At 63.5% G+C, this 12,193-nt stretch carries 12 protein-coding genes; 7 read left to right on the top strand and 5 right to left on the bottom strand.

Features of this window, described 5'->3' with window-relative positions; genetic code table 11:
- Positions 1-100: 100 nt before the first annotated feature.
- Positions 101-874: a ferredoxin--NADP reductase gene (locus ABIB06_RS21245; RefSeq protein ID WP_247348627.1), complete on the bottom strand. Its 774-nt coding sequence runs from the start codon at positions 872-874 to the stop codon at positions 101-103.
- Between the two features lie 387 nt (positions 875-1,261).
- On the opposite strand from ABIB06_RS21245, the gene ABIB06_RS21240 reads away from it, so the two are divergent.
- A complete protein-coding gene (locus tag ABIB06_RS21240) occupies positions 1,262-2,068 on the top strand; it encodes an ATP-grasp domain-containing protein (RefSeq protein ID WP_354050246.1) in 807 nt (268 codons plus the stop codon).
- 110 nt (positions 2,069-2,178) lie between these two features.
- On the opposite strand, the gene ABIB06_RS21235 is transcribed toward ABIB06_RS21240, so the two are convergent.
- Positions 2,179-3,099 (bottom strand): amino acid ABC transporter substrate-binding protein, encoded by a 921-nt coding sequence (locus ABIB06_RS21235; RefSeq protein ID WP_247348623.1) that lies wholly within the window; start codon positions 3,097-3,099, stop codon positions 2,179-2,181.
- A gap of 13 nt (positions 3,100-3,112) precedes the next feature.
- Positions 3,113-4,408, bottom strand: coding sequence for a dicarboxylate/amino acid:cation symporter (locus tag ABIB06_RS21230; RefSeq protein WP_247348621.1), 1,296 nt, complete (start codon positions 4,406-4,408; stop codon positions 3,113-3,115).
- A 210-nt stretch (positions 4,409-4,618) separates the two neighbouring features.
- Here ABIB06_RS21230 and ABIB06_RS21225 point away from each other — a divergent pair, with 210 nt between their 5' ends.
- The 5 genes from ABIB06_RS21225 to ABIB06_RS21205 all read left to right on the top strand — a co-directional run bounded on the left by ABIB06_RS21225 (position 4,619) and on the right by ABIB06_RS21205 (position 9,848).
- Positions 4,619-5,620 carry an NADP-dependent oxidoreductase gene (locus tag ABIB06_RS21225; protein WP_247348618.1) on the top strand — a complete coding sequence of 334 codons (1,002 nt, stop codon included), beginning with the start codon at positions 4,619-4,621 and terminating at the stop codon, positions 5,618-5,620.
- Between the two features lie 155 nt (positions 5,621-5,775).
- On the top strand, positions 5,776-6,588 hold the full coding sequence (locus ABIB06_RS21220) for a cysteine rich repeat-containing protein (RefSeq protein WP_247348614.1): 813 nt from the start codon (positions 5,776-5,778) through the stop codon (positions 6,586-6,588).
- A gap of 111 nt (positions 6,589-6,699) precedes the next feature.
- On the top strand, positions 6,700-6,915 hold the full coding sequence (locus ABIB06_RS21215) for a hypothetical protein (protein WP_247348611.1): 216 nt from the start codon (positions 6,700-6,702) through the stop codon (positions 6,913-6,915).
- 183 nt (positions 6,916-7,098) lie between these two features.
- On the top strand, positions 7,099-8,238 hold the full coding sequence (locus tag ABIB06_RS21210) for an FAD-dependent monooxygenase (RefSeq protein ID WP_247348608.1): 1,140 nt from the start codon (positions 7,099-7,101) through the stop codon (positions 8,236-8,238).
- Positions 8,235-9,848 carry a benzoate-CoA ligase family protein gene (locus ABIB06_RS21205; protein WP_247348605.1) on the top strand — a complete coding sequence of 538 codons (1,614 nt, stop codon included), beginning with the start codon at positions 8,235-8,237 and terminating at the stop codon, positions 9,846-9,848. Before ABIB06_RS21210 ends, ABIB06_RS21205 begins: the two co-directional genes overlap by 4 nt.
- Positions 9,849-9,927: 79 nt before the next feature.
- Here ABIB06_RS21205 and ABIB06_RS21200 read toward each other — a convergent pair whose 3' ends face one another.
- Together ABIB06_RS21200 and maiA are read right to left on the bottom strand one after the other, a co-directional pair.
- A complete protein-coding gene (locus ABIB06_RS21200) occupies positions 9,928-10,437 on the bottom strand; it encodes a MarR family winged helix-turn-helix transcriptional regulator (protein WP_247348603.1) in 510 nt (169 codons plus the stop codon).
- A complete protein-coding gene (gene maiA, locus ABIB06_RS21195; RefSeq protein WP_247348601.1) occupies positions 10,427-11,059 on the bottom strand; it encodes a maleylacetoacetate isomerase in 633 nt (210 codons plus the stop codon). The genes ABIB06_RS21200 and maiA overlap by 11 nt, the downstream gene beginning before the upstream one ends.
- A 90-nt stretch (positions 11,060-11,149) precedes the next feature.
- Between maiA and gtdA the strand changes: the two genes are divergently transcribed.
- A complete protein-coding gene (gene gtdA / locus ABIB06_RS21190; protein ID WP_247348600.1) occupies positions 11,150-12,190 on the top strand; it encodes a gentisate 1,2-dioxygenase in 1,041 nt (346 codons plus the stop codon).
- Positions 12,191-12,193: the final 3 nt, after the last annotated feature.

Genomic DNA, 12,193 nt, shown 5'->3' with positions numbered 1-12,193 from the left:
CAGTGCAGCAGAAGTGCTGGGGAGGACGGACCATTAACCGGTCAAGGCGCTTTACCCATAGCCTTCGTCCTGACGAAAGCCAGGACGACACCGAAAGGGCCTACCGCTCGACGAACGCCTTTTCGATCACGAAATGGCCGGGCTTGTTGCCGGAGCCCTCGACGAAGTCGCGGCCCTCGAACATCACTTTCAGCTCTTCGAGCATCCCCGGGCTGCCGCACATCATGACGCGGTCGGTCGCGATGTCGAGCGGGCCCTGGCCGATGTCGTTGAAGATCTGCTCGGAGCTGATGAGATCGGTGATGCGGCCGCGGTTCTTGAAGGGCTCGCGGGTCACGGTCGGGTAGTAGATGAGCTTGTCCGCGAGCAACTCCCCGAACAGTTCGTCCTCGCGAAGGCTGGCGACGAGCCTCTCGCCATAGGCGAGCTCGGAGACCTGACGGCAGCCATGCACCAGCACGATGCTGTCGAACTGGTCGTAGACCTCGGGGTCCTTGATCAGGCTGGCGAAGGGCGCCAGGCCCGTGCCGGTCGAGAGCAGCATCAGCCGCTTGCCGGGGATGAGGTTGTCGGTGATCAGCGTGCCGGTCGCCTTGCGGCCGACCAGGATGGTGTCGCCTTCCCTGATCTTCTGGAGACGCGACGTCAGCGGGCCGTCCTGGACCTTGATCGAGAAGAACTCGAGCTCCTCCTCGTGATTGGCGCTCGCCATGCTGTAGGCGCGCAGCAGCGGGCGGCCCTCAATTTCGAGGCCGATCATCGCGAACTGGCCGTTCTGGAAGCGGAAGCCGGAATCGCGGGTGGCGCGAAAGCTGAACAGGGTGTCGGTCCAATGCTGGACGGAAAGAACTTTCTCTCGGTAAAACGCGCTCATGATTTTTCGATATTCCGAATAATTGCGGTTTTAGGGCAAAAGCATTGCCCGGCCCCTGAAAGCGGAGCGGACACCATTGCCATGGCGGAGGATTTCTCGTGTGTGATCTACGCCATTGAGACCAATAATCAACCTCGTTCCGGATGCAATTGATGCCGGTCAAACCGGCGTTTGCAGCGGAAATGGCCGCATCATTAGTGAATCTGCTGCCGGGCACGCGCGAAGGGCAATTTCTTTTCCTTCCAAGGCCTCATTGCAGCACTTAATTTCCGTCGCGCTCGCGATAATTTCATTAAGAATAGCTCTGACTTTCACCCTGGATTGGCGCCGTTTCCCGCATTTTTGCGGCTTTTGGCGACAGGAACGACGGAAACTGGCGACCGACACATGGCGGCGAGCGGCGAGCGGATCTTCGTCCAGGCGATCAGGCGCTATTGCGCGAACCATGGCATCGCGCTCGATGTCCGCGCCGGCGGCTGGCTGCTCGCGATGCGCCGGGGCGCGCAGCACCACTTCGCCTTCGGCTACGACGTTGGCCTCAACAGCGCGATTGCGCATCGCATCGCCAACGACAAATCGGCGACCGCCGAGGCGCTGACGCTTGTGGGCGTGCCCTGCATTCCGCATCACCTCTTCCTCAATCCGAAGCTGGGCATGAATGTTGTTGGCGCCGGCTGGCAGGAGGCAATGCTTGGGCTGCTTCGCGACAATTCGCAGGGCGTGGTGGTGAAGCCGAACGAGGGGACGTCGGGACGATCCGTCTTCAGGGTGGCGACGCAGGCGGAGCTCGACCACGCGGTTGGCGAGATTTTTTCGATGAGCGCCGGGCTCGTGATCTCACCCTACGTCGAGATCGAGGAGGAGGTCCGTGTGGTGCTGCTGGATGATGTGCCCCGTGTGATCTACAGCAAGCAGCGTGGCTCGGATTGGCGGCACAATCTCGATGCCGGCGCAAAGCCCGTGCTGGCGCAGAATGGCGAGGTCCGCGCGGCCTGCGGAAAACTTGCCATCGACGCAGCCAACGCGATCGGCATCCGCTTCGCGTCGATCGACGTGGTCCGTGTCGATGGCGCGTGGATCGTGCTCGAGATCAATTCCGGCGTGATGATGGAGGCGCTGGCGAAGCTGCATCCGGAGTTGGTGCAGGCGACGTATGATGCGGCGCTGGATCGGGTGTTTGGCGACGAACGCTGAGCGCCCCCGCGCGCTGTAATCCTTCTCCCCTTGTTGTGGGAGAAGGTGGCGCGAAGCGCCGGATGAGGGGTTCTCTCCATTCGCGGGACACGGCGCTCGTCGCACATGCCCTAATTATTCGCGCTCGCGGAATCGTCCATCGCCTTGAAGGCTTCCTCCAGTTGCAGCGAGATCGGCACGTTCAGCCGTTCGCCGGTCGGAAGCCTGGCGGTGAACCATTTGTTGTAGAGCGGGACGAGGTCGTGGTTGGACCCCAGCTTGCGGAAGGTGCGATCGACCACGACCGTCAGTTGCGGTTCGCCCTTGCGGAACATGATGCCGTAGGGGTCGTAGGACAAATAATCGCCGGTGACGCGGAACCTGTCCTGCGCCTTGTGGCGCACGATCAGGCCGGACAGCAGGATATCGTCGGTCGCGAAGGCATCGGCCTTGCCGTCGACGAGCATCTGGTACGACTGTTCGTGATCGGCACCGACAACGATGGTCAGTCCCAACGCGGACTTCTTGTCGGCCGCCTGGATCGCCTGCTCGTTGGTGGTGCCCTTCGTCACCACGATGGTCTTGCCCTTCAGATCGGTCAACGACTGGACGCTTGATGCCTTCGGCACCATCAGCTTGGTACCGGCGACGAACATCAGCGGCGAGAAGGCGACGCGCTTGCCGCGCTCCGCATTGGCCGTGGTCGAGCCGCATTCCAGGTCGATCTTGTTCTGGAGCACGGCGTCGATGCGGTCGTCCGAGGTGACCTTGACGTAGCCGATCTTCAGATTGGGATCGTCGACCTCGACGCCGATCTCCTCGACGATAGCTTCGCAGAGTTCGAGGCTGTAGCCGATCGGCCGGTTGGCCTGGTCGAGGAAGGAGAACGGCGGCGAGCTTTCGCGATAGCCGAGCCGCACGGTGTGACTGCTCTTGATGGCTGACAGCGTCGGGCTAAGCCCTTCGCTGCCGCCGGTCTGGGCGGAGGCACCCGTTGCCAGCAGGCACGCTGTCAGCAACAGGCCGCCCGAAATCACCGTTGAAGGGCGCATGATGCACCTCCCGTCAATGGCCGGCCATAGCAGGCACTTCGCCGGGGATCATGTCCCCCGGCACGGCGTCGCCCGCTCCAAGCTCGTGCTCGGGGCCGAGTTCGCCTTCCCACTTCGCCACGACCGAGGTCGCGAGCGTGTTGCCGATCACATTGGTGGCGCTGCGGCCCATGTCGAGGAAGGTGTCGATGCCCATGATCATCAGCAGACCCGCCTCGGGAATGCCGAACTGCGACAGCGTCGAGGCGATCACCACGAGAGAGGCGCGCGGCACACCGGCGACGCCCTTGGAGGTGATCATCAGCGTCGCCAGCATCGCAAGCTGCGTCGAGAGCGACATCTCGATATGATAGGTCTGCGCGATGAAGATACTGGCGAAGGTGCAGTACATCATCGTGCCGTCAAGATTGAAGGAATAGCCGAGCGGCAGCACGAAGCTCGATATTCGCGAGGAGGCGCCGAACTTGTTCAGCCCCTCCAGCGTCTTCGGGTACGCCGCTTCCGAGCTCGCGGTGGAGAACGCGATCATCAGCGGCTCGCGGATCAGCTTCAGCAGATGGCTGTAGCGCGGCCCGATCACGATGAAGCCGACCACCACGAGGATGCCCCACAGGATCATGAGCGAGAGATAGAAGCCGCCCATGAAGACGATGAGCTTCCAGAGCACCAGCAGGCCGTTCTTGGCCACGGTCGCGGTGATGGCGGCCCACACCGCGATCGGCGCGAACAGCATCACATAGCTCGTCACCTTGAGCATGATGTGGCCGATATCGTCGATCAGCGCCAGGATCGGCTTGGAGCGCTCGGGCATCGAGCCCATCGCCACCGAGAAGAACACGGCGAAGATCACGATCTGGAGAATCTCGTTCTGCGCCATCGCGTCCGCGATCGAGGTCGGGATCAGATGGGTCAGGAATTTCTCGATCGAGAACGCCGAGACCGGCAAGCCCGTAGACTGTCCCTTGTCCGGCAGCGTGCCGGGGAAATTGGCGCCGGGCTGAAGCAGATTGACCATCACGAGGCCGAGCATCAGCGAGACGAAGGACGCGCTGACGAACCAGCCCATGGTCTTGGCGAAGATGCGGCCGAGCTTGGAGCCGGAGCCCATATGGGCGATGCCGCCGACCAGGGTCGCGAACACCAGCGGCGCGATGATCATCTTGATCAGGCGCAGGAAGATCACTGCGATCAGATTGATGGAGGAGGCCCAGTCCCCGCGCGTATCCGGCATGAAATTGTAGATCGCCGAGCCCATGACGATGCCCAGAGCCATCGCCGCCAGAATGTATTGCGTGAACCTGTTCGACATTGGTTACCCCCACGACACCGGCCGCTTCATGATGTCGCAGATACGACAACGAAGCAACACGCTTTGCGTGTGCTCGCAATGACGGGATCTTCCCGTTGCGGAACTGGCGCCGGCGATCTAGCTTTCATGCAGCGCACAACGAATGCGGCCTGCACGTTTTCTTTGCGGTGGCTGCATCAATAATCGTCAAACAAACGAAGAGGAAACACCATGAGCGGCAGCGTTAATCGCCAGATTCTTCTGGTGGAAAAGCCCAGCGGCAAGCTCGGTCCCGAACATTTCAAGATGGTCGAGGGTGCAATGCCGGAGCCGAAGGACGGCGAGGCTTTGCTGCGCGTGCGTTATATCTCGCTCGATGCCGCCAACCGCGCCTGGATGCACGGCGCGACCTATCGATCCGCCGTCGAGGCCAACAGCGTGATGGCCGGCGGCGGCATCGCCGAGGTCGTCAGCTCGAAGGCGCCCGGGCTCGTGCCGGGCGACATCGTGTTCGGCGACACCGGCTGGCAGGAGTTTGCCGCCGTGCCGGCGAAGCACCTCACCAAGATGCCGAAGCTCGAACCTATGACGCATCTGCTCAGCGTGTTCGGCATCGCCGGGCTCACCGCCTATTTCGGCCTGCTGGAGATCGGCAAGCCGAAGCAAGGCGAGACGGTCGTCGTGTCCGCGGCGGCAGGCTCGGTGGGCTCGATCGTCGGGCAGATCGCGAAGATCAGGGGATGCCGCGTGGTCGGCATCGCCGGCGGCGCCGACAAGTGCAACTGGCTGACCTCCGAACTCGGCTTCGATGCCGCCGTGGATTACAAGGACGGCGCGGTGTTCAAGGCGTTGCGCGCGGCGGCGCCCAAGGGGATCGACGTCTATTTCGACAATGTCGGCGGCGACATTCTCGAAGCCTGCCTGCCGCAGATGAACAATTACGGCCGCATCGCCTGTTGCGGCGCGATCTCGCAATATGACGGCGCGCCCTCCGCACACGGCCCGCGCGGCGTGCCCGGCTTGATCGTGGTGAAGCGGCTCGTCATGCAGGGCTTCATCGTGATGGACTACATGAAGGAGAGCCAGCGTGCGCTCGCCGAACTCCAGGCCTGGGTCGCATCCGGCAAGCTAAAGGTGCAGGAAGACATTATCGACGGATTGGAGAACACGCCGAAGGCGCTGATCGGATTGCTTGCGGGCGAGAACCGCGGCAAGCGCATGGTCAAGCTCTGACGACGTAGTTACGTCGCAATTTGCGCAGGTAATATCTACTTGCGGTAGTGGCCAAAGCGGTCAAGGATACTGTCGCGAGGCATCACTCGCGGCGATTGCGTTTGCATCACATTTTAAAATCGTCGGCGTTACCGGCAGGGCGGGAATTCACCCAAATGTTCAACATTTTGAAACATGTCTCAACGCGTAGCGCGATGTTGGCGGTAGCGCTCTTCGCAACTGCAACAGGCGCATTTGCGCAGGCGCCGACCGACGCCCAGAAGAGCGCCATCCGGTCCGCGTGCCGCTCGGACTTCATGGCGCACTGCGCGAGCGTCACGCCCGGCGGTGTGGAGGCGTATCAATGCCTCCAGAAGAACATGTCCGGCCTGTCATCGGGATGCCAGACTGCGGTGCGCGCGGTCGAGCCCGCTGCGGCGCCCAAGACCGAAGCGGCGCCCAAGGCGGAAACTGCGCCTTCCGCGACGAAGGCTGAATCCGCCCCCGCTGAAAAGCCTGCCGCCGCAGCCGCGCCGAAGGCTGCTGCGGCCAAGCAGCCGAGCAGCGCTCAGGTTGCGGCGGTCAAGAGCGCATGCCGCGCCGATTACCCCAAGGTGTGCGCCAGCGTGCCGCCGGGCGGCGCGCCCGCGCTCGAATGCCTGGAGAAGAACAAGGCAAAGGTTTCGCCGGCCTGCGAGAAGGCCGTGACCGCTGCGGCCGGTGGCGGCGCAGCGGCAACGGCGGCGCCTGCCGGCGCAGCTCCTGCGGCGGCAGCAGCACCGGCAGCCGCGCCAGCCGTGATCGTGCTGCGCCCGCTGCGGCCGCGCGAAGAGCTGTTGATCGTTCGCTCCGCCTGCGGCGCCGACATCCGCACGCTGTGCGCCGGCGTCGCGCCCGGCGGCGGTCGCATCGTACAGTGCATCGCCAGCAACGCCGCGTCGCTGTCGCCCGGATGCAAGGATGTGCTGGCGCCGTTCGCGGCGCGCTAGAGAAGCGTGCCATCAACATCTGACGGCGTGCACCGTTCTCGCACGCCTGCAACGACATTCGCGACCATTGCCGATATCCGATTTCAATGACGACAACACCGGGAGGAAGACATGCGTTCATTCCTACTCACCGCCTCGGCGCTCCTCGCCTTCGCTGCGACCATGACCTTTGAAGCCACCGATGCCAATGCAGTGGTGTGCGCTCGCGGCGTCTATCGCGCTGGCTGCGCCGGGCCGAATGCGGCCGTCGTGGTCCGCAAGCCGGTTCCGGTGGTCCGCTGCACCAGGGTGCTGGTCAACGGGGTCTACGTAAAGCGCTGCGTCTGACGGTGCGGATGGCCAAGCCGGCGCGGTTTGGCTATGCTTCGCAACGTACTGCTTCGGACGCGCGCCAAGCGCGTGTCCGGGCATAGGCTTCGCATTTTGCCGATAATTCCGCTGGCGCAGGACGTCGGAGGACATTAGTGTTCCCCTAGATAGTAAGCATACTGTCAATCAGGGAGGCAGACGTTGCGGATCGCCGTGATTGGCGGGGGGCCCGGTGGGCTCTACTTCGCCTATCTCTGGAAGAAGCGTCACCCCGAGGATCAGGTCGACCTGTTCGAACAGAACCCGGCCGACGCGACCTGGGGCTTTGGCGTCGTGTTCTCCGACCAGGCGCTGGAATTTTTGCGTGCCGACGACCCCGAGACGGTCGACGCGATCGCGCCGCACATGGAGAGCTGGGAGAACATCACGCTCAATTTGCATGGCGACAGCGTCGCCATCGACGGTGTCGGCTTCTCCTCGATCGGTCGGCTCGAACTCCTGCAGTTCCTCCAGCAGCGCGCGATCGATGCCGGCGTCACGCCGCGCTTCGACACACCAATTCATGCGATCGACCAGCTCAACGGCCACGATCTGATCGTCGCCGCCGACGGGCTGAACTCGCTGGTTCGGCGTGCCTTCGAAGGTGATTTCGGCACCTCGCTGTCCTACTCCTCCAACAAGTTCGTCTGGTACGGCACCTCGAAGCGCTTCGACACGCTGTCGCAGACTTTCGTCAAGACCGACCGCGGCGCCTTCAACGCCCACCACTACCGCTACTCGCCGACCATGAGCACCTTCCTGGTCGAATGCGACCACGCGACCTGGCAGGCCTACGGCTTCGCCTACAGGGACGTCGAGCAGTCCAAGGGCGTCTGCGAGGAGGTGTTTGCAGACACCCTGGGCGGCCGCTCGCTGGTCTCCAACAAATCGGTGTGGCGCAATTTCCCCTGGGTCTGGAACGAACACTGGTCGTTCAAGAACATGGTGCTGCTCGGCGACGCGCTGCACTCGGCGCATTTCTCAATCGGCTCGGGCACGCGGCTCGCGATCGAGGACGCCATTGCGCTGGTCAAGGCGCTGGAATCGGACGCGCATCTGTCCACCGCCCTGCATCGCTACCAGGCCGCGCGAAAGCCGGTGGTGCAGAAGCTCGTCAACGCCGCGCGGACGAGCTCGTTCTGGTATGAGCACTTTGCCCAGCACATGCAGCAGGGCCTGATGGACTTTGCCTACAGCTACATCACCCGTTCGGGCCGCATCGACGACTCCCGCCTGCGCGCGATGTCGCCGGGCTTCATGGCGCGCTACGAAGCCGCCAGGAACGGTGGGGATGAGGCATGAGTAACGAGATTCGCGACCAGGTGCCCGCGGACGGCGCGGGCGCCCGCGAGATCGGCTTCGCCATTCCGCAAGTCTACAATGCCAGCCGCGTGCTGTTCGACAATCTCGCGAGAGGATGCGGCGACAAGGTCGCACTCATCGGTCCCGCGGGTACGCGCACTTATGCCGAGCTCTGCACGGAGGCTTGCCGCTGGGGCAACGGCTTTGCCTCGCTGGGCCTCAAGCGCGGCGATCGCGTGCTGCTGTTCCTCGATGACACTCCGGCCTATCCCGCCGCATTCTTCGGAGCAGTGCGCGCCGGCTTCGTTCCGCTGCTGATCAACACGCTGACGCCGCCGGATCTGCTGCAATTCTATCTCGCCGATTCCGGCGCGGCTGTCGCGGTGGCGGATGCCGAGTTCGGTGCACGTTTCAACGCCGAGGCCTGCAAGGACACGGCCCTGCACACCCTGGTCGTCGTCAATGGCGCGGTAGGCGATCACGCCGCGCCGAACGCCGTTTCTGCCGCCGGCTGGCTCGCGCAATTTCCGGCCGAACTCGCGGAAGCCGACACGCATCGCAACGAGATGGCGTTGTGGATGTACTCATCCGGATCCACCGGCCGGCCCAAGGGCATCGTGCATCTCCAGCACGACATGGCCTATAGCGATGCCGCCTTTGCGCAGAACGTCTTGAAGCTGATGCCGGATGACATCTGCTTCTCGGTGCCAAAAATCTTCTTCGCCTATGGCTTTGGCAACGCGATCACCTTCCCGTTCACGGCAGGCGCGACGACGCTGCTGCTGCCGGGCCAGCCGAAGCCTGCGGCGATCTTTTCGGCGATCGAGCAGTACAGGCCGACGGTCTTCTTCGGCCTGCCGACGCTCTATACCTCGCTGACCAAGGCCGACGGTGCCGACAAGTCCGACTTCTCGTCGCTGCGCATGGCGCTCTCAGCCGCCGAGGTGCTCTCGGCCGAAGTCTTCAACGGCTGGAAGACGCTCACCGGTCTCGATATCCTCGAAGGCCTCGGCTCGACCGAGGTGCTGCACATCTATCTCTCCAACCGCCCCGAGCGGAAGAAACTCGGCGCCGCGGGCCTGCGCGTGCCCGGCTACGAGGTCGCGCTGCGCGACAAGGACGGCCGCGACGTCGCCGACGACGAGGAAGGCATTTTGTGGGTGCGCGGCGATTCCAACACGCCGCTGTACTGGAACCGGCCGGACAAATCAGCCGAGACGATTCGGCAGGGCGGCTGGATCTACACCGGCGACCGCTTCGTCCGCGATGCCGATGGCTTCCACTTCTTCCGCGGCCGCGCCGATGATCTCATCAAGATCTCCGGCCAGTGGGTCTATCCGCTCGAGGTCGAGCTGTGCCTCGCCGATCACCCCGACATCCGCGAATGCGCTGTGTTCGCGGCCGAGCTGCCGGACCGGCGCATGACGCTGAAGGCGGTCGTGGTGATGAACAGCCGCGCCGCCGATCAGCGCGAGACGACACGGCGGCTCCAGGATTATGTGAAGGGTAAGCTGCTGCCTTACAAATATCCGCGCGAGGTGATCTTCATCGACGAGCTGCCGAAGACGGGCACGGGGAAGATCGATCGGCAGGCGTTGTTGCGGATGTGAGGGGACGGCGCAGCCGCTCCCTCATTGTCATCCCGGCGAAGGCAGTGAGTGATGCACGAGTATCGCCCAACCACTCTCCTCACCCCGCCTTCCCCAGATGCTCCAGCGCATCCTCCGCCCGTAGCGGCACCCGCGACGCCTCGTTGTTGAGATCGACGAGCTGCACCAGGAGCCCCATCAGCGCCTTGCGGTCGGCCGGCTTGAGCGGCTCGAGCATGCGCGCCTGCGCACGCTCCACGGCGGGGAAGATCTCGCGCAGGATCGCCGCGCCTGATTTGGTCAAATAGAGCAGCTTGATCCGCTTGTCTTCCAGCGCCGGCCTGCGCTCGACAAAATCCTTGGCCTGAAGCCGCTCGATCACGCTGCCGAGCGTCGAGCGGTCGAAGGCGATCACCGCAGACAGCCGCGTCGCGTCGATACCGGGGTGGGTGTGGATCGCGATCAGCGCCGCATATTGCACCGGCGTGAGGTCGAACGCCTTGCACTCCTCCATAAAGATCGAGACCGCGATCTGCTGCATGCGCCGGAACAGATAGCCCGGCGCGGCATAGACTGCGTCTATCGTGATCGGAGGCGGCTTACTCGGCATCGGGCTGCTTCTCAGGCGCGGCGTTCGCGAACGCCGGCAGCGCCTTTGCGGCGGCTTCCGCCTCGAGCAAACGCGGATAGGCTGTGACATCGACACCGAAGCGGCGGGCGTTGGCAAGCTGCGGCACGAGGCAGAGATCGGCGAGCGTCGGCACATCGCCGAAGCAGAACGGCCCCGGCTCGGCCCTGATCAGCGTTTCGCAGGCCGAGAGCCCCTCGCGGTTGATCCACGCCGCCCAGTCCTGAACCTTCTCCTCCGGCAGCCCAAGCTCGCGCAGCCGCGCCAGCACCTTCAAATTCTGCACCGGATGAGTGTCGCAGGCGATGGCCAGCGCGAATGCCCTTACCTTGGCGCGCTGCAAAATATCCTTCGGCAGCAGCGGCGGATGAGGATGGGTTTCGTCGAGCCATTCGATGATGGCGACCGATTGGGTCAGCACTGCACCCGCATCATTCTCCAACGCGGGCACCAGGCCCTGCGGATTGATCGCGAGATAGGCCGGCGCACATTGCTCGCCTTTGCGAAGGTGATGCGGCAGGTGCTCGGCACCGAGACCCTTGAGGTTCAGCGCGATCCGCACCCGGTAGGCGGCGCTGGAGCGAAAATATCCGTGCAGCTTCATCGAGACCTCCCTCTCGTTCCTTTTCGTCAAGTTGACGCTACCTAGACCGTAAGTATACTGTCAATCAACAAAACGAACGGGAGCCGCACCATGGAAGCCGTGACCAAGACGCCGGAACGCGAGGCGTTCTACAAAAAGATCGACGGCGAGAATCTCACCGCGTTGTGGACGGTGATGAGCGATTTGATCACGCCGGAGCCGAAGAGCCCCTGCCGGCCGCATCTGTGGAAGTTCGACATCATCCGCGACTACATGACCGAAGCCGGCAAGCTGATCACCGCAAAAGAGGCCGAGCGGCGTGTGCTGGTGCTGGAGAACCCCGGCCTGCGCGGGCAATCGAAAATCACGACGTCGCTCTATGCCGGCGTGCAGATGGTGGTGCCCGGCGACGTCGCGCCCGCGCACCGGCACAGCCAGTCGGCGCTGCGCTTCGTGCTCGAAGGCAAGGGCGCCCACACTGCGGTCGACGGCGAGCGCACTGCGATGGAGCCCGGCGACTTCATCATCACGCCGTCGATGACCTGGCACGATCATTCCAACGAGACGGACGAGCCGATGTTCTGGCTCGACGGCCTCGATATTCCCCTGGTGCAGTTCTTCGATTGCTCTTTCGCGGAAGGCTCCAAGGAGGATCAGCAGAAGATCACGCGGCCCGCCGGCGACAGCTTTGCGCGCTACGGCCACAATCTGCTGCCGGTCGACGTGAAACGGAGCTCGAAGACCTCGCCGATCTTCAGTTACCCCTACGCCTACACGCGGGAGGCACTGGAAAAGGCTCGCACGAGCCAGGAGTGGGACGCATGTCACGGGCTGAAGCTGAAGTTCAGCAACCCCGAAACCGGCGATTTCGCGATGCCGACCATCGGCACGTTCATCCAGCTGCTGCCGAAGGGTTTCAAGTCCGCGCGCTATCGCTCGACCGACGCGACGGTGTTCTGTCCGATCGAAGGCCATGGCCGCACGCGCATCGGCGATGCGATCTTCGAATGGGGCCCGCGCGATTTGTTCGTGGTGCCGAGCTGGCAGTGGGTCACGCACGAAGCTGACATGGATGCGGTGCTGTTCAGCTTCTCGGATCGACCCGTGCAGCAGAAGCTGGACTTGTTTCGCGAGGATCGCGGGAACGCGTGAGGT

This window comes from Bradyrhizobium sp. LB8.2 (assembly GCF_040548035.1).
In the GTDB taxonomy this organism is placed as follows: Bacteria; Pseudomonadota; Alphaproteobacteria; order Rhizobiales; family Xanthobacteraceae; genus Bradyrhizobium.
The sequence above is the reverse complement of the archived record's forward strand: the minus strand, read 5'-3'. Positions and strand labels throughout refer to the sequence as shown.

Bases quoted from the DNA above. Each gene is read 5' to 3' on its own strand.
- ABIB06_RS21245 (WP_247348627.1), bottom strand. From the start codon at position 874: ATGAGCGCGTTTTACCGAGAGAAAGTTCTTTCCGTCCAGCATTGGACC.
- ABIB06_RS21240 (WP_354050246.1), top strand. From the start codon at position 1,262: ATGGCGGCGAGCGGCGAGCGGATCTTCGTCCAGGCGATCAGGCGCTAT.
- ABIB06_RS21235 (WP_247348623.1), bottom strand. From the start codon at position 3,099: ATGCGCCCTTCAACGGTGATTTCGGGCGGCCTGTTGCTGACAGCGTGC.
- ABIB06_RS21230 (WP_247348621.1), bottom strand. From the start codon at position 4,408: ATGTCGAACAGGTTCACGCAATACATTCTGGCGGCGATGGCTCTGGGC.
- ABIB06_RS21225 (WP_247348618.1), top strand. From the start codon at position 4,619: ATGAGCGGCAGCGTTAATCGCCAGATTCTTCTGGTGGAAAAGCCCAGC.
- ABIB06_RS21220 (WP_247348614.1), top strand. From the start codon at position 5,776: ATGTTCAACATTTTGAAACATGTCTCAACGCGTAGCGCGATGTTGGCG.
- ABIB06_RS21215 (WP_247348611.1), top strand. From the start codon at position 6,700: ATGCGTTCATTCCTACTCACCGCCTCGGCGCTCCTCGCCTTCGCTGCG.
- ABIB06_RS21205 (WP_247348605.1), top strand. From the start codon at position 8,235: ATGAGTAACGAGATTCGCGACCAGGTGCCCGCGGACGGCGCGGGCGCC.
- ABIB06_RS21200 (WP_247348603.1), bottom strand. From the start codon at position 10,437: ATGCCGAGTAAGCCGCCTCCGATCACGATAGACGCAGTCTATGCCGCG.
- maiA (WP_247348601.1), bottom strand. From the start codon at position 11,059: ATGAAGCTGCACGGATATTTTCGCTCCAGCGCCGCCTACCGGGTGCGG.
- gtdA (WP_247348600.1), top strand. From the start codon at position 11,150: ATGGAAGCCGTGACCAAGACGCCGGAACGCGAGGCGTTCTACAAAAAG.